An 18539-nucleotide genomic window follows, 5' to 3' on the forward strand; every position below is an offset into this window, starting at 1 on the left:
ATCTATTCTATATTCCAGATTCTTTAAAAACAAAAACATTTAAAGAATTAAATGCCTCTTTTGAATATAATATAAATAATTCAAAAGCTACTATTTATGCAGATGCGTATACTGCAAAAGCAAAAAACGAACAGAATACAATAAAGTTAGTAAATGCCTATGTAAATTATATACATATTTCAGAAAGTAATATTGGTATTCGCTATTGCGATAGTATTATTGCATTAACTAATAATATTACACATTACCAATATCCCGCTCAAGGATATCTTACAAAAGGTATTTTACACTATGCTATTGGAAATTATAAAGAATCTTTAGATAATTTATTAAAGGCAAAAAAAATTGCATATTTAAACAACAACTTTACACAAATATTTAATGCCAATTATTATATTGCCAGTATCAAAATAATGTGGGGAGATAATGATGAAGCTTTAGAATTGTATAAATTAAATTTAAAAATGCTTCAAAAAAACAAAAACCTGAACATTGATTATCTACAATTTGAACTTGAACTATTATTGTCTCTTTCAAATGCATATCTATTATCTAATAAGCTAGATTCTGCTGGAATAGCTGCTTCGAAAGGACTTCAAAATTCATTAGCATTAAAAGACTCTACATATTATTATAATTTTGTTTCTCAATCTGGTATTGTTGCTTACTATCAAAAAAATCACGAAATTTCAATTGATAGCTTACAAAAAAGTATCGCTTTTGAGAATTCGTTTAATGGCTTATTAAACAATCATTATTACCAAGGTTTAGCGCATACAAAGCTTTCAAATATTACTAAAGCATTTTATCACTTTAATAAAGCAGATTCTATTTATATGCTTAGCAAAGATGTTGTTCCTGAAGTAAGAACTATTCAAGAATATTTAATAAATTATTACAAAGGTGAAAACGATTCTAAAAATCAACTAAAACATATAAATCGCCTTTTATATGTAGATAGTGTATTGAATATAAATTATATCAACTTAAATAAAACCCTCAAAAAAGAATATGATACACCTGAATTACTAGCGCAAAAAGAAAAAATTATCTCCAATTTAAAAACTAAAAAAGACCAGTTTTTTTATATCATAATTTTATTAATATCCTTCGTTTTAATTGCCATATTTTTTGGTATTAAAACCTATCTAAAACAACAAAAAATTAAAAAGCAATTTAAGAAATTACTTAATAAATCTAAAGAAAAAGAAACATCAAAAAACACCCCCAAAAAAACAGGTCTTAAATTAAAAGGAATTTCAAAAGTAAAAATTAAACAGGTCTTGAAGTTGTTAAATGAGTTTGAAAAGAACCAAGGGTTTTTAAACAATAAAATAACCTTAAATAGCTTATCTAAAGAATTTGACACAAATTCTAGTTATCTATCCAAAATTATTAACTTTCATAAAGAAAAAAACTTTAGTACTTATATTTCCGATTTGAGAATTAATTATTGTGTAGAAAAATTAAAAACAGAAAACAATTTTAGAAAATATACAGTTAGTGCTATTGCTTTTGAAATTGGTTTTAACAATGTTGAATCTTTTTCTAAAGCATTTTATAAAATTACTGGAATGAATCCGTCGCACTTTATAAAACACATTGAAAAAAACTCGAAGTAAATACTTCGAGTTTTTTAATTAACCAATAAATCCATTCATAGAAATTATACAATTTCAAAATCGAAAATGTAAGAGTTTAATCGTTGTAATGCTGTTATTTTATCTTTTGTATTTACGAGTAATGAAATGTTATTATTACTTCCTCCATAAGAAATCATTCTAACTGGAATATCTTGTAAAACTTTAAAAAGTCTGTGTGTTTCATGATGTCTAACCACCAAATGGCCTACCAAACAAATTATACTTTGTTGATTATCTACTTCGACAGTTGAAAACTTTTCTAATTCCTCTACTATTGAAACTAAATTTTTATCATCATCAATGGTTAATGAAACTGCAATCTCTGAAGTGGTAATCATATCTATAGAGGTTTCATATTTTTCAAAAATTTCAAAAACCTTTTTCAAAAAACCATGAGCTTGTAACATTCGAGCCGATTTAATTTTAATCGCTGTAATGCTATCTTTGGCCGCAATAGCTTTTATTCCTTCTCCCTTAAAGCCTTTTGAAATTAATGTTCCATATGACTCCGGGTCTAATGTGTTTTTTAAGCGAACTGAAATATTTGCTTCACGAGCTGGCATTACCGTTTGTGGATGTAATATTTTTGCTCCAAAATAAGCTAACTCTGCCGCTTCATCAAACGATAAATTCGAGATTGCGTGCGTATTTTCTACAAACCTTGGATCGTTATTATGCATTCCGTCAATATCTGTCCAAATTTGAACTTCTTCAGCTTTTGTAATAGCCCCAATAATTGTTGCAGTGTAATCACTTCCTCCTCTTTCTAAATTTGCAATCTGCCCAAAAGCATTTAAACAAATAAATCCTTGCGTAATATAAATATCGGCGGGAGGTGTATTTTCAATCAGTCGTTGTAAATTTTGTTTGATATAAAAATCGTCCGGTTCGTTTGTTTTATCTATTCTCATAAATTCTAAAGCAGGTAATAATCTAGCGTTTATACCTTCCTGATTTAAGTATTTAGTAAAAATAAAAGTAGATAATAACTCCCCTCTTGAAACAATTTTATTATACAATAATTCAGTATGATTTTCAGAAGTACACTCTTTTAAAAAATTAAAAATCTGAGAACAATAATTTTCAACATCTTGCTTTAAACTATTCGTTTCAAATAAATCATTTGAAACTTCCACATATTTATGTTGTAAAACCTCAACCTTTCCTAGTGCTTCAATAATAGCACTCCTTTTTATAAGTTCAGAAATTTCAACCAATGCGTTAGTAGTTCCAGACATTGCTGAAAGCACCACAATTTTTTCTCCTCCATCAACAATAATTTCTTTTACACGTTTTATGTTCTCGATTGACCCAACCGATGTGCCTCCAAATTTTAATACCTTCATTCTTTTCAATTTAATTGGCAAATGTAAAATGATATTTATCTTTTTACGATTATTTAAAAATTATAAACTATTTTTGCACAAAATGTTAACTATTTAACAAATGAAAACTATTGCAAGTTGTGTAGAAGAAATTTTAGTTTCTCAACCATTTTTAGAAGATGCTTTAAATCGTAATATCTTAAATTACAGTGCTTTAGCTGAAGAATTAAAAGATGACATTTCTAAAATGTTACGAAAACCTGTAAAAGCCGGAGCTATCATGATGGCTTTAAGAAGATACAGCCCGCCTAAAGAAATGGCCAACAAAATTAAACTAAACAAAGCGTTGCAAAATTTAGGGGATATTACAGTTCGTTCAGATCTTTCTGATTATACTTTTAAAAATTCTAGTAGTTTAATAAAAGGCCATTTAAAAATGCTCGAGGTTTTAAAACAAGATCCACATGTTTTTTACACATTCACTCGTGGTGTTCACGAAAGTAACGTAATAGTTAACACATCTTTAAAAAGTCAAATTGAAGAAAGCTATAAAAATGAAGTGTGTACAACCGCTCAAGATCATTTATCGGCAATTACGATAGGCTTACCTAAAGAAAATACCAAAATTGCAGGTTTATATTATCAATTTTTTAAACGTTTAGCTTGGGAAGGTATTTCATTATATGAAGTAGTTTCAACAACCAATGAATTTACAATTTTAGTGGAAGATGATAATGTTGATAAAGCATTTTCAGCCATTAAAGGCTTAAAAAATTAACATGTACGTTCTACATAAAAATACTAAAGTTTATTTTTCTTCAATCGGAACAGGAAGTGCCGTTGTATTGCTTCATGGTTTTCTAGAAAATAGCAGTATGTGGAATTCTATTGCTAAAACTCTTTCAAAAAAATACAAAGTTATTTGCATTGATTTATTAGGGCACGGTAAAACAGAAAATCACGGATATATTCATACAATGGAAGATCAAGCTGAAATGATAAAAACCGTTTTAAACCATTTACGTTTGCGAAAATATGTTTTAATAGGTCATAGTATGGGTGGATATGTTGCGTTAGCATTTTCTCTATTATTTCCATTAAATGTAAAAGGCTTATGTTTAATGAATTCAACTGCTTTACCCGATTCTGAAGAAAAGAAATTACATAGAGATAGAGCAATTGAAGCTGTAAAGCAAAGTCCCAAAACATTTGTAAGAATAGCCATTCCAATGCTTTTTTCAGAAACAAACAGAGAACAACTTAAAATAGCCATTGAAAAAGTTACCGAAGAAGCTTTAAAAATTAAACCTCACGGAATTATTGCCGCTCTTGAAGGAATGAAAATTAGAAAAGACCAAACTTCCATTTATAAAACTGCAAACTTTCCTATTCAATTAATCATTGGGAAACAAGATTCAGCTTTAGATTATAACTCACTAATACAACAAACTTCAAACACAAAAGTAGAAGTAGTTGAGTTTCCTGACGGGCATATGAGTCATCTTGAAAATAAAAATGAGTTGATTGAAACTTTAACTTCTTTTATTAAAACTTGCTATTAACTTAGGTCTAGTCTTCTTTCGCTAAGGCATTCCAACCTTGTGCTGTTAATTTTATTTGTTGATTTGCTCTAGTTACCAAATTAACTCCTTCACTTTCTTGAGTAATATGACCAATAACTGTTAAATGAGGATTCCCTTTTATTTTAGGGAAATCTTCTTGAGAAATAGTAAATAACAACTCATAATCTTCACCACCGCTTAGTGCAACTGTAGTACTATTTAATTCAAATTCTTCACAAGTAGCAATTACTTGTGGATCTAACGGAATTTTTTCTTCATATACATTACATCCAACTTTAGACTGCGTACAAATATGCAATATCTCTGAAGAAAGTCCATCAGAAATATCAATCATTGCAGTTGGTTTTACATTTAAATCTTTTAGGAGTTTCACAATATCTTTTCTTGCTTCAGGTTTTAACTGGCGCTCAATTAAGTAGGTGTACGCAGTTAAATCTGGTTGTGAATTTGGGTTTACTTTAAATACTTGTTTTTCTCGCTCCAATACTTGTAAGCCTAAGTAAGACGCTCCTAAATCACCTGAAACTACTAATAAATCATTTTGTTTTGCCGTATTTCTATATACAACATCTTTCTTTTTTATTGACCCAATCGCTGTAACACTAATTAATAAACCCTTTGTTGAAGAAGTAGTATCACCACCCACTAAATCAATAGCATATGTTTTGCAAGCCAATTGAATTCCTTCATATAATTCTTCTAATGCTTCCAACGGAAAACGATTAGAAACAGCAATAGAAACCGTAATTTGTGAAGCATCTCCATTCATTGCATACACATCTGATAGGTTAACCATAATAGCTTTATAACCTAAGTGCTTTAAAGGCATATAGCTTAAATCAAAATGAACCCCTTCAACTAAAAAATCAGTAGTAACTAATACTTGCTTATCTTTTAAGTCTAGAACTGCTGCATCGTCACCAACACCTTTAATTGTAGATTTATGCTGTAATTTAAAGTTTTTTGTTAAGTGGTTTATCAATCCAAATTCTCCTAATTCAGATAAACTAGTACGTGTTTGATTTTTATCTTCTATCATTTTGCAAAGATATTAAGTTTATAAGTAACAACTATAGCACTATTAATTTTATTCATCTTAAAACTTTGTAAAAACTAAATTTTTGTAGCTATATTTGCACTTATTTAGAATTAATCTACTTAAGCGATATGATTAAAGTTTCAGACATAGCAAAAAAGAAAGTTATTGAACTTATGAACGATGATGGTTTTGAGCCTTCTAACCATTATGTTAGAGTTGGTGTTAAAAGTGGCGGATGTTCAGGACTTTCATACGAATTAACATTTGATAAAGAACAAAAAGAAGATGATAAAGTTTTTGAAGACAATGATGTAAAAATTATTGTAGACAAAAAAAGCTTTTTATACCTTGTTGGAACTACTTTAGAATATTCTGGAGGGTTAAATGGAACAGGGTTTGTTTTTAACAATCCAAATGCAAATAGAACTTGCGGTTGTGGGGAAAGCTTTTCACTTTAAAAAGTTAAAATGAGCAAATTTACTGAAGACGATTTAAAAAAAGAACTCGAAACAAAAGAGTACGAATACGGTTTTTATACAGATATTGAAGCTGACAAATTTCCTATTGGTTTAAATGAGGAAGTTGTTATTGCAATTTCTAAAAAGAAAAACGAGCCAGATTGGATGACTGAATGGAGATTAAAAGCTTTCAAGGTTTGGAAAGAAATGAAGGAACCAGAATGGGCAAATGTGCATTATAAAAAACCATCTTTTCAAGACATTAGTTATTATTCTGCCCCGGTTCAAAAGCCTAAATTAGATAGTTTAGATCAAGTTGATCCTGAATTATTAAAAACATTTGAAAAACTTGGTATTTCTATCGATGAACAGAAGCGTTTGTCAAATGTAGCTGTTGATATTGTAGTTGATTCAGTTTCTGTGGCGACTACTTTTAAAAAGACCTTAAATGAAAAGGGTATTATTTTTATGCCTATTTCTGAAGCCATTCAGGAACATCCTGAATTGGTAAAAAAATATTTAGGTTCTATTGTGCCGCAATCAGATAATTTTTATGCTGCATTGAATTCTGCAGTTTTTTCTGATGGCTCTTTTTGTTATATCCCAAAAGGAGTGACTTGCCCAATGGAATTATCAACTTATTTCAGAATTAACGAAGGAGGAACTGGGCAGTTTGAACGTACACTAGTTATTGCAGACAAAGGCAGTTACGTTAGTTATTTAGAAGGTTGTACTGCACCTCAGCGTGATGAAAATCAGCTTCATGCAGCTGTAGTAGAGTTAATTGCATTAGATGATGCTGAGATTAAATATTCTACAGTACAAAACTGGTTTCCGGGAGGAAAAGATGGAAAAGGTGGTGTTTATAATTTTGTAACTAAAAGAGGTTTGTGCGAAAAGAATGCTAAAATTTCTTGGACACAAGTAGAAACAGGAAGTGCCGTAACTTGGAAATATCCAAGTTGTGTATTAAAAGGAGATAATTCTGTAGGAGAATTTTATTCTATTGCAGTGACTAACAATTATCAACAAGCCGATACAGGGACAAAAATGATTCATTTAGGAAACAATACCAAAAGTACTATTATTTCTAAAGGAGTATCTGCAGGAAAATCTCAAAACTCGTATAGAGGATTAGTACAGGTTGGACCAAGAACAAAAAATGCTCGTAATTTTTCCCAATGTGATTCCTTATTAATGGGTGATCAATGTGGTGCGCATACTTTCCCATACATAGAAGCAAAAAATAAAACCGCTCAAATAGAACATGAAGCCACCACGAGTAAAATTGGAGAAGACCAATTGTTTTATTGTAACCAACGTGGTATTGATACTGAAAAAGCAATAGCATTAATTGTAAATGGTTTTAGTAAAGACGTATTAAACAAACTTCCAATGGAGTTTGCTGTTGAAGCGCAAAAATTATTGGAAATAAGTTTAGAAGGAAGTGTTGGATAGTATGGAAAAAAAAGTCATTATTTTAGGCTCTTCTAGAAGTGGAGGAAATACAGGAAGTATTGTAGCAAACATTTCTAAAAAACACCAAATTGATGTTATTGATTTAAATAACTACAAAATTTCATATTATGATTATGAAAGTAAAAATTTAGATGATGATTTTCTTCCTCTTATAAAATTAATTTTAGAAAAATACGATACCCTTATTTTTGCAACACCTGTTTATTGGTATAATATGAGTGGTATTATGAAGGTTTTTTTCGACCGTTTTTCAGATTTGATACGAATTGAAAAAGAAACTGGCAGAAAATTAAAAGGTAAAAATATGTTCGTAATATCAAATTCACACAGCGATGAAATTGACGATAGTTTTTACATCCCTTTTAAAAAGTCAGCTGATTACTTAGGAATGGAATTTCAAGGAAATTTACATTTTAATGCAAACAATATACACGAAATTAATACTATAGAATTAACACATATATAAAATGCTAAGCATCAAAAATTTACACGCCAACATTAATGATAAGGAGATTTTAAAAGGTATAAATCTTGAAATTAAAGCTGGAGAGGTTCATGCAATTATGGGACCTAACGGATCGGGGAAAAGTACACTTTCTGCAGTAATAGCTGGTAAAGAAGAGTATGAAGTTACCCAAGGCTCTGTTATTTTAAATAATGAGGATTTAGAAGATTCTGCTCCGGAGGAAAGAGCGCATAAAGGAATCTTTTTATCATTTCAATATCCTGTTGAAATTCCTGGTGTAACAGTTACCAACTTTATTAAAACGGCAATTAACGAAACACGAAAAGCAAAAGGTCAAGAAGAATTACCTGCTAAAGATATGTTGAAATTAATTCGTGAAAAAGCCGATTTATTAGAAATAGATCGTAAATTTTTATCAAGATCTTTAAATGAAGGATTTTCAGGTGGAGAAAAAAAGCGTAATGAAATTTTCCAAATGGCTATGTTAGAACCTAAGTTAGCAATCTTAGATGAAACAGATTCCGGTTTAGATATTGACGCTTTAAAAGTCGTTGCAAACGGTGTGAATAAATTAAAAAGTAAAGACAATGCAGTTCTAGTGATTACCCACTATCAGCGTTTGTTAGATTATATTGTTCCTGATTTTGTACATGTTTTACACAACGGTAAAATTGTAAAATCTGGAGGTAAAGAGTTAGCGCTCGAATTAGAGGCAAAAGGATACGATTGGCTAAAATAATTATTAAAAGTAAACAGTTTAAAGTTTTAGTGAACAGAAAATAATTATCTGATTACGAACAACAACTTACTGAAAACCCATAAAAATGGAATTAAAAGATAAATTGGTTTCTTCATTTTTAGCTTTTGAAAACAAAGGCGGTTTGGATTTAGATTCAAATGTGCATGAACTTCGATTAAAAGCTATTCAAAACTTTGAAAATCAAGGATTTCCTTCAAAAAAAGATGAAGAATGGAAATATACGAACTTGAAACCGCTATTAAAAAACGACTTTTGTTTATTCCCTGAAACAAAAAATCCTGTTGGATATAAGAACATTCGGGAATATCTTATCAATGAAATTGAATCATATACTTTAATTTTTGTTGATGGAGTATTTAGTTCGTTTTTATCTGACACTACTCATGAAGAGTGTGATGTTTGCGTTTTATCATCGGCCTTAACCAAGCCAAAATATAAAATGGTAATTGATAATTATTTCAATACTATTGCCAAAGAAAACAATAGTTTAGCGGAGTTAAACACGGCCTTTACCAAAGAGGGAGCATTTATTAATATTCCAAAAAATACGATTGTACCTAAACCAATTCAAATTCTTTATTTTTCTACAGGAAGTGAAAACGAAGTTTTATTACAACCTAGAAATTTAGTTGTTGTTGGTGAAAATTCGCATGTTCAAATTATTGAGCGCCACCAAAACCTATCTAAAAATACGACGTTTACAAATGCTGTTACTGAAATTTTTGCACACAAAAGAGCTATTGTAGATTTTTATAAAATTCAAAATGACACTAACGCATCTTCTCTAGTTGATAGCACATTTGTGTCTCAAAAACAACAAAGTGTTGCTTCTGTGCACACCTATTCTTTTGGAGGTAAAATGACTAGAAATAATTTAGAGTTTTATCATGAAGGCGAACATATTACTTCAAACTTAAATGGTATTTCTATTTTAAATGGTAAACAACATGTAGATAATCATACGCTTGTAAACCATAAGTTTCCAAATTGTGAAAGTCATGAGTTGTACAAAGGTATTTATTCAGATAAATCTGCTGGTGTATTTAATGGAAAAGTAATTGTACAACAAGCAGCCCAGAAAACAAATGCTTTTCAGCAAAATAATAATATTTTAATAGATGATGGAGCTTCCATAAATGCAAAACCACAATTAGAAATTTTTGCTGATGATGTGAAGTGTTCTCACGGTTGTACTATTGGACAATTAGATGAGAGTGCCTTGTTTTATATGCAATCCCGTGGTATTCCTAAAAAAGAAGCGAAAGCACTGTTATTATTTGCTTTTGGAAATGATGTAGTAGAAAAAATAAAAATACCTCAGTTAAAATCTAGAATTACAAAACTTATTGCTGAAAACCTTGGCGTACAGTTGGGGTTTGACTTATAAAAACTAAATATATTTAACTATAAAAAATCACAATTCGTGATTTTTTATAGTTTCATTTTATTCTTTTTTAATTACTTCCGGATTTAAAACTACAAATTCAGTTCTTCTATTTAATTGATGTTCTTCTTCTGTGCATTCAACACCATTTGAACATTTATTTATTAATTGAGTTTCACCAAAACCTTTACCCATAATTCTTGAAGAACTAATACCATTGTTTTGCAGCCAATCAACCGTTGATTTAGCTCTTCTTTCAGATAATTTAAGGTTATAGTTATCATCAGCTCTAGAGTCTGTATGTGCTCTTAATTCAATAATTAATTCTGGGTGTTTTTTTAAAATTTTAACTACTTTATTCAATTCAACTATGGCATCTTCTCTAATATAAGATTCGTCGTGATCAAAATAAATTGGAGCTACGTTTAGCATCAATAATTCCGTTTTACTACTAAATTCAGGTGATAAACTTAAGTCTTCATTAATTGTTGGAGTGTTAATACTACCAGAATACGACTTACATTTTACATATATAGGATTTTCAATTGGATAGTCGTTATTCATATCAAAGTCCTTTAAATACCCATCATTGGCGTAGTTATCTAACTCAATTATTGAAACATTCATAAACTCAAACAATACCCTACTTGTTGGACCATCATTCTCTTCAATTTTTCCTATAGCTAAAATAGTTGGTGGAAAATTAATTACATTTAAATTAGTTGGATTAGCCGTTCCTAAAAATCTTAAATTTGAATCGCAATTTGTAGCTAGAGCTTCATTATTTGGACCATCAATATCATTAATAATAAATCTAAAATTACTTGGAGGGATTGGTGTTATTCTATCTGCTTGTAAAAATGTGAATCTAATTCTACTTCCGTTTCCAGGAATACCTGAAACCGAAGATGTTGCTGTGTACCTAATATTATCTCCTTTAATTGTGAAAATACCATTTTGAGGCCCTTTAATTCTTTGAGCTCTAATATATCTTAATGATCTAATGGTGCTTGAATTAGCTTTATATAAAGCATTGTTTGTTTCAAGACCCGATATAACTCCTGTAATTGTAACTAAATCGTAATCTTGTGCACTTAAATTATTGTAAAAAAGGAAAGTTATAATGAATAATTTAAAAAATAAAGTATTCAAATTTTCCTTAAAAGAAAATCCCTCTAATAAAAAGTCTTTTTTCATGTATCATAATTAGATAAAAGGATAAAATTTTTGTGGCAAATAACTAAAAATAAAATATAAGCTAACACAAAGTTAAACAAATTGAATTATTATTGAATAGTAAGTTTTTAGTTTATAATTTGATAACTACATAGTTAGAATACTATTTCAGTCTTTCCATTTTAGTCAAATCTGTTATCAAAGCATTATTTATAATTAGAGATTTTTTTCATGAAATAAACCTGTTCGTTGAATAGTTATTATAAATTACATATCCACATTAAAATTTATTGAAAGTAATTCAATTAATGAGTCTACAAATACAATTTGTTCAGCCCATAATAAATTCATAAAAAAATTACTAAGCATAAAAAAAGCCGCATTCTTGCGGCTTTTAAAAAATTTAAATTTGTTTATTCATCTACAGCTTCAGGATTCAAAATCACAAATTCTGTTCGTCTATTTAATTGATGCTCCTCTTCAGTACATTTTACTCCATTGGCGCATTTATTCACTAATTGAGTTTCTCCATATCCCTTACCTGTAATTCTAGATGGGTCTATACCTTTTTCAATTATCCAATTTAAAGATGATTGCGCACGTCTTTCAGATAATTTAACATTGTATAAATCTGGAGCTCTACTATCTGTATGAGAGCCTAAATCAATTTTTATTTTTGGATATTTTTGCATGATTCTAAGAACTTTTTCAAGTTCAATAGCCGCATCATCTCTAATGTTAGATTTATCTAAATCAAAATATATAGGATTTATATTAACCATTAACTTACCACGAACTACGATAAACTCGCTTGGTGTTAGTGTTAATCCTATAGCAAGTTCTAAATCCCGAACATCTGAAGTTTCGAACTCTTCGCTATCCTTATCATAATTTTGTTTTGACCCAACAACTTTATAAGGTGTTTTACAATCTAATTTAAAAGTAAATGAGGCATACTTATCTGCAATTACACTTTCAATTTTCTCACCATCTTCCCCATATAAAACTACTAAAGCTCCAGGCATTAAAGCTCCTGTTTCTTTTTCTCTAACAACACCTTCAACTAATTGGTTACAATCTCGTTCATCTGGCGCTATTTCTTCGAAATAATAAATATCATCATCTCCCTTTCCGCCTTCTCTATTTGAAGAAAAATGACCCCAATTTTTTCCAGATTTTTTAACAAAAGCAAAGTCATCACTTTTACTATTAATTGGATACCCTAAATTAATCGCAGGTTCAATTGCTTCTTTTCCAATTATTTTTGTAGCATAAACATCCAATTGCCCTTTTGCCTCTTCGTGATATCCATTAGAGGAAAAATAAAGTACATTATTATCATCTATAAATGGAAACATTTCTTTTCGTCTAGTATTTACATTTGGTCCTAAATTAACTGGTTCTCCAAAAGTTCCATCTGAATATATATCAACAACAAAAATATCTGTAGATCCTAAAGAACCTGGCATATCTGATGTAAAATATAGTTTGTTTTCTTGGAAATTAAGAACCGGATGACCTGTTTGATAATTATCACTGTTAAACGGCATTGGCTCAATATTAGTCCACTCTCCATTATCTCCAACAGTAGCTTTATATAATTGAATTAAAACCCAACCTTCATCATCTTTGTTTGTTTTTTTATTAATGTAGTTATCTCTTGAAAAATAAACCGTTTTTAAATCTTTCGTGAAAGTTACATTAGATTCATGATACTTCGTGTTTATAGTCTCTGAAAAACGCTCAACATTATTAATTTCACCTTCTTCAGCCAATGTCCCTTTAAACAATTCTAAATAAGGTTGCTTATTTAAGTACCATTTTCTGTTCCTAATAGATTTATCTTTTCTTGAAGAAGCAAATACAGCTTCATTTTCTCCATAATAGGCAACTCCAAAATCAGCTAATTTAGTGTTTTCAGAAATGTTTTTGATTCTATAATTAACATCTTGCGCATTTATGTATCCTGCACAAAACAATAAAATAATCAGTGTAATTTTTTTCATATTTCTGTATTTTTAATTAAAAGAATCTTGGACTCTTAATGTTTTTTCTGTTAAAGTCAAATAATAACATAATCTCATGAGATCCTGAATTAAAATCTCCAAATCTTGAGGTTGTATAGTCGTACGCGTATCCAATTCTAAAATCATCATTTACCTGAAATCCAACCATTCCACTTATAGAATCATCAAATCTATGAGATAATCCAAGTTCTACTCTTTCATCAACTAACAAGTTAAGTGATAAATCAACAGATAACGGTGCTCCTTCCGTTGCTTTTATCATAGTTGAAGGCTTCAGCTTTAAGTTATCTGCGATATCAAATACATAACCTGAAGTTAAGAAATAGTGCATTTTTTCTGATGCAGTGCTAACTATGCCTCCTTCTTTTTCAAGATGTTTTGTTTCTAAAAAATTAGGAGCGGACAAACCTAAATACCATTTATTCGTATAATAATATATACCTGCTCCAAAATTTGGAGAAGTTTGATTTATAGGAATATTTAATGGATCAGGATCTACCATTATTAATTCTCGTACATCCATAAAGGTAACACCAACTTTTAAACCAAATGCCAGTCTCCCTTCATCAGATGTGAAAATTGTATAAGAAAAATCGGCATATACATTATCTTCTTTTACCGGCCCAATTTCATCGTGGATTATTGATAGTCCTAAACCTACAGCTTTACCAACAGGTGCGTGCATTGCTAATGTTACTGTTTTAGGTGCTCCTTCAACTCCAACCCATTGCGTTCTTCCTAATAATCCAATACTTGGAATACCCTTTGAACCTGCATATGCTGGATTCAAAATATTCATATTATACATATACTGTGTATATTGAGGATCTTGCTGACCAAAAACGGTTGTTAATGACATTAAGGCTAAAACCCCTAAAATTAATCTAAATTTTTTCATAAACGTTGTCTAAAAAATATTGAAGGAAAGAGAGTAGTTATAGAACTCTCTTTCCAAAAATTAGTGTTTTTACTTTCTTAAATATACCCAACCTGTTTGTGGTTTTCTTTCATCATTATTAAAATAAATAGTGTAGAAATACGTACCAGCAGGAAGTTCATCATTCGTGAAATTCCATCTTCCTGTGGAATATCCATCCCACCATTGTGGTGTTTGATATGGATTTCCATCGTGTTTGTATTCGTATACTTTATTACCATATCTATTTACAATCTCCATTCCGAAATTAGGATATAATACTTCTAAGAATTCAATCTCAAACACATCATTTATTCCGTCTCCATTTGGTGTAAACCCTTCTGGAATAGTTAGTGGAATAATTGGTTCTGTTGCGATTTGATCCATATCATCTTCAAAAATATCTCCATTGTTCGGCGTTGAATCTATATCAAGTTCATTGGCTGCTGTTACTTCAGCAACGTTTAACCAATTTCCAACTGGATTAACATAGGCCGTTATTATCAATGTTTCAGAAGCTCCAATAGCAATCGTTCCTATATTCCAGATTCCTGAACCATCATTATACGTACCCATTGAAACGGTAGCATCAACAAAATTATATCCATTAGGTAATAAATCTGTTACTTGAACACCAGTTGCATCACTTGGTCCGTTATTACTTACTGTAATTGTAAAATCTACATTTGTTTCAGCATACGGTTGTAAAACACCTGTTGTACTAACTGGTCCTTCATTTCCAAGAGATAAAGCTACTTCTTTTGTCAACTCTAAATCAATAATTTTAATAGGACTTGTAGCAATACAACTTGTATTATTTGATAAGTCAGTATCTGTCTGATGCATTTCAGTAATTGTTGCACAGTTTAAATAATCTCCTGTTGCATTTACTATTGCATCAATAACTAATACTTCCGTTTCACCATCTACAATTGTACCTACTATCCATTTTCCACTGTCATCATCATAAGTACCTCTTGTAGAACTATAGTTTAAGAATGTATAACCTGTTGGTAATAAATCTGTAACAACTACTTCTGTACCTTCAATAATACCATGATTAATTAATCTAATTTCAAATGAAACTTCTGTTCCAACCATAGGTGTTAGATTATCAGCAATGACAGTTTTTTCAACTCTTAAATCAAGTTCTTGAATTGGTGGTGCAGATGCACAATCATAATCATCTTCATCAACATCGGAATTGTTTGGTGTAGAATCTATATCATCTTCATTTGCAGCTGTTATTTCAGCACAATTGATATAATCGCCTGAATCTAATACAATTACATCTACAAGTAATACTGCAGTATTTCCTACTTCAATAAAGCCAATATTCCATAATCCTGAAATTGGATTATAAGTACCAATTGAAGAGCTATAGTTTACAAAATCATACCCTGAAGGAATTAAATCAGTAACTTCCACTCCTGTTGCTTCTGTCGGCCCATCATTAAGAACTCTAATTTCAAAAGTAATCATATCACCAACTTCTGGATTTACTACATCATCTACAACCCATTTCGTTAAACTTAAGTCTATAATTGCAACAGGTACAATACTTACACTACCACTATTATTACTTGTATCATAATCAGCCTGGTCAGCAGTAACATTAGATGTAGTATTTGTTATTGTTTGCCCAACAGTTCCATCATCAACAGAAGCATTAATTAATAAAACCACTGACTCTCCACTAGTTACATCACCAATAGACCACAATCCAGATCCTTCGTTATATACACCATTTGCGGTAGTATGACTTACATAGGTCACTCCAACAGGTAAATTTTCGGTTAAATTAACATTTGTTGCATCACTTCCTCCTAATGTGTTCGTAACTGTTATTGTATATGTTACAACATCTCCTTCATTTGGTTCTGCATCACTTACAGTTTTAGTAGTAACCAAATCTACACTTGTTACAACAATTGTTTCTGAATCATCATCAGGTGTATTATTTGAATCTACTTGATCTTGCGTATTGCTTACAACATTTGTTAGTGTTAAACCTCTTGTTCCTTCACCAACAATTGCTTCAATAGTTATAGATTCAGTGACTCCAGAATCTAATATTCCTATTTCCCAATATGGTGCTATCCAATTTCCAATACTAGGAGTTACGGTTCCGTAGGTTAAACCTACAGGTAAAGTATCATCAATTACTAAGTTAGTAACCGCTGCTAATCCATTATTTGTAACAGTTACAGTATAAGTCACAGTATCGCCCTCATTAGGTGTTGCATTGTCCACCACTTTTGTCAATAAAATATCTGCTTCATCTATTACAGTAATCAAGGCCTCCAAATCATCTGTTGTTGTATCTGGATCGGATTGATCACCTTCAGCAGGACTAGTAAAGTTAGTTATTACTGTCCCTCCTGTACCGGCATTAACCAAAGCACTAATTTCTAATGAAGCTATAGCTCCATTCGCTAAATCCTGAATTAGCCATTCTCCAGAACCACTATTAAAGAATCCTTCTGTTAATGTATGACTTAAATAAGTTACACCAACTGGTAGATTATCGATTAAACTAACATTAGTTGCATCGCTTGGTCCATTATTCGTAACCGAAATTGTATAAATTATTGTATCTCCTTCGTTTGGAGTAGGATTACTTACTGTTTTTTCAGTAACTAAATCTGAACTTGTAACAGTAATGCTTTCAACAAAATCATCTCCTGTTAAATTTGGATCAATCTCATTGAGTGATACATCTGTAATAATATTGTTGATCGTGTTTCCTCCTTGATCGTCATTAACAATAACTGTAAGAACTAATGAAGCGGAATCGCCAATATCAATAGTTCCAATATTCCATATTCCTCCTGAGTAAGTGTTAAGATCTCCTCCTACAGCTATATGTGAAACATATGTTAAGCCAACAGGAATATTATCTGTAACTGAAACTCCAGTTGCAATACTTGGACCATTATTAACAACAGTTAATGTATAATTAATTGTATCACCAATATTTGGCGTATTGTTATCTACCGTTTTAGAGGTGACAAGATTTGCCACACTATTTGGAATAGTTAAAGCTTCATCTTGATCATCTTCATTTGGATCATTATTTCCATGAATTGAGTTTGGATCATCCTGATCTGCATAAGCCACTTCCGCAAAATTAGTATAATCTCCGGTTGCATTTACAACTGCAGTAATCTCTAATGTTGCTGTTGCATCAAATACTAAATTCCCCAAATCCCATAATCCTGAAATTTCATCATATGATCCTGTAAATGTTGATGCACTCACAAAACTATAACCACTTGGTAAATAATCAACCACATCTATACCTGTTGCATCACTTGGTCCATTATTTATTACATCAATTGTAAAAATAACTTCTGAACCAACTTCTGGTGTAGGATTGTCTACCGTTTTATTTACTACTAAGGCAGCTTGTGCATCCATCTCATCAACATCTGTTGAAGTATTATTGCTTGGATCCGGATCAACAGGCATTGTAAAGTCTGTTGATGGAGGTAAAGCAACAATTGCTGTATTTACTATATCACCTACATATCCACTAGGAACATTAATAGTTACTGTATATGTAACTATATCTCCAACATTTAACGTTGCTATAATATCATTAGCTATATCTCCTGAAACATCAGTAGAACCATTTCCAGTCCAAGTTGTAACAGCTTCTAAAACCGGATCAATTATATCATCATTTACAATAACGTCTGCAGTATTCGCTGGACCATTGTTTGTTACTGTAATAGTATAAACAATTGGTAAGCCAGGTGTATACGTATCAGAATTATCTGTTTTTACAACCTGAATATCAGCTTGTGCAATGTAAATAATTGTTACTAAAGCATCATTAGATTGATTTCCTTCATCATCCTCAACATTATACTCTATAGGAGTTGGGCTTAAAATAAATCCATCTGCTGGGTTGAAAGTTATTTCTCCAGTAACTAAATCAACATTCCATGTTCCTTCTCCTGGAATTTCAAAACTTGTTATATCACCATTTAAATCTGTTACAATATTTATAGCTGTTCCTGGGTCTACTAAACTAACAGTTGTTGGATCATAAGTATCTCCTGTTATATCATTAGCTAAAACATCTACTGTAACATCAGTATTAATTGGATGTCCTAAACCTCCATTATCACTTACATCATTTATTGCAATTGGTTCATAATCAAATGTAATAGTTGCTTCGTTTGAAACATTTCCTTCATCATCTTGAATTGTATATTCTATAACTGGTGGATCTAAGGTATACAGAGCATCAGGTGTAAATGTTACATTTCCTGCTC

General features: G+C 30.7%; 13 protein-coding genes and 1 pseudogene. 8 read left to right on the forward strand and 6 right to left on the reverse strand.

The genetic code is table 11. The features are described from left to right. On the forward strand, positions 1 to 1622 hold a 1622-nt coding region (locus HKP59_RS08965), incomplete at its 5' end, for a helix-turn-helix domain-containing protein (RefSeq protein WP_291805930.1). Between the two features lie 44 nt (positions 1623 to 1666). Here HKP59_RS08965 and HKP59_RS08970 read toward each other — a convergent pair. Next, on the reverse strand, positions 1667 to 2989 hold the full coding sequence (locus HKP59_RS08970; protein WP_291805933.1) for an aspartate kinase: 1323 nt from the start codon (positions 2987 to 2989) through the stop codon (positions 1667 to 1669). Positions 2990 to 3089: 100 nt separating this feature from the next. On the opposite strand from HKP59_RS08970, the gene HKP59_RS08975 reads away from it, so the two are divergent. Then, the gene (locus HKP59_RS08975) at positions 3090 to 3746 is read left to right on the forward strand and encodes a hypothetical protein (RefSeq protein ID WP_291805935.1); all 657 of its coding nucleotides are present in this window, start codon (positions 3090 to 3092) and stop codon (positions 3744 to 3746) included. Position 3747: 1 nt separating this feature from the next. Then, positions 3748 to 4530: an alpha/beta fold hydrolase gene (locus tag HKP59_RS08980; protein ID WP_291805938.1), complete on the forward strand. Its 783-nt coding sequence runs from the start codon at positions 3748 to 3750 to the stop codon at positions 4528 to 4530. 7 nt (positions 4531 to 4537) lie between these two features. On the opposite strand, the gene thiL is transcribed toward HKP59_RS08980, so the two are convergent. Next, positions 4538 to 5590, reverse strand: coding sequence for a thiamine-phosphate kinase (thiL, locus tag HKP59_RS08985; protein ID WP_291805941.1), 1053 nt, complete (start codon positions 5588 to 5590; stop codon positions 4538 to 4540). Positions 5591 to 5718: 128 nt separating this feature from the next. Here thiL and HKP59_RS08990 point away from each other — a divergent pair, with 128 nt between their 5' ends. The 5 genes from HKP59_RS08990 (at position 5719) to sufD (ending at position 10140) form a co-directional block, all read left to right on the forward strand. Next, complete coding sequence (locus HKP59_RS08990; RefSeq protein ID WP_291805943.1) at positions 5719 to 6048, forward strand: iron-sulfur cluster assembly accessory protein; 330 nt, start codon at positions 5719 to 5721, stop codon at positions 6046 to 6048. Between the two features lie 9 nt (positions 6049 to 6057). Continuing rightward, positions 6058 to 7506: a Fe-S cluster assembly protein SufB gene (sufB, locus tag HKP59_RS08995; RefSeq protein ID WP_291805946.1), complete on the forward strand. Its 1449-nt coding sequence runs from the start codon at positions 6058 to 6060 to the stop codon at positions 7504 to 7506. Between the two features lies 1 nt (position 7507). Next, a complete protein-coding gene (locus HKP59_RS09000) occupies positions 7508 to 7993 on the forward strand; it encodes a flavodoxin family protein (RefSeq protein ID WP_291805948.1) in 486 nt (161 codons plus the stop codon). Between the two features lies 1 nt (position 7994). Next, positions 7995 to 8732 carry a Fe-S cluster assembly ATPase SufC gene (sufC, locus tag HKP59_RS09005; RefSeq protein ID WP_291805950.1) on the forward strand — a complete coding sequence of 246 codons (738 nt, stop codon included), beginning with the start codon at positions 7995 to 7997 and terminating at the stop codon, positions 8730 to 8732. A gap of 85 nt (positions 8733 to 8817) precedes the next feature. Then, positions 8818 to 10140 (forward strand): Fe-S cluster assembly protein SufD, encoded by a 1323-nt coding sequence (gene sufD / locus HKP59_RS09010; RefSeq protein WP_291805953.1) that lies wholly within the window; start codon positions 8818 to 8820, stop codon positions 10138 to 10140. 57 nt (positions 10141 to 10197) lie between these two features. Here the strand turns inward: sufD and HKP59_RS12845 are convergent. The 4 genes and pseudogenes from HKP59_RS12845 to HKP59_RS09030 all read right to left on the reverse strand — a co-directional run. After that, positions 10198 to 10566 (reverse strand): annotated as a pseudogene (locus HKP59_RS12845) (OmpA family protein); the annotation flags it as partial. A 1160-nt stretch (positions 10567 to 11726) separates the two neighbouring features. Further along, complete coding sequence (locus HKP59_RS09020) at positions 11727 to 13319, reverse strand: OmpA family protein (RefSeq protein WP_291805958.1); 1593 nt, start codon at positions 13317 to 13319, stop codon at positions 11727 to 11729. 16 nt (positions 13320 to 13335) lie between these two features. Beyond that, positions 13336 to 14238 carry a type IX secretion system membrane protein PorP/SprF gene (locus HKP59_RS09025; protein ID WP_291805960.1) on the reverse strand — a complete coding sequence of 301 codons (903 nt, stop codon included), beginning with the start codon at positions 14236 to 14238 and terminating at the stop codon, positions 13336 to 13338. Between the two features lie 69 nt (positions 14239 to 14307). After that, positions 14308 to 18539: gliding motility-associated C-terminal domain-containing protein (locus HKP59_RS09030; RefSeq protein ID WP_291805961.1), on the reverse strand; the 4232-nt coding region annotated here is incomplete at its 5' end.

Origin of the sequence: Lutibacter sp. (assembly GCF_013041805.1) — a bacterium.
Lineage (GTDB): Bacteria > Bacteroidota > Bacteroidia > Flavobacteriales > Flavobacteriaceae > Lutibacter.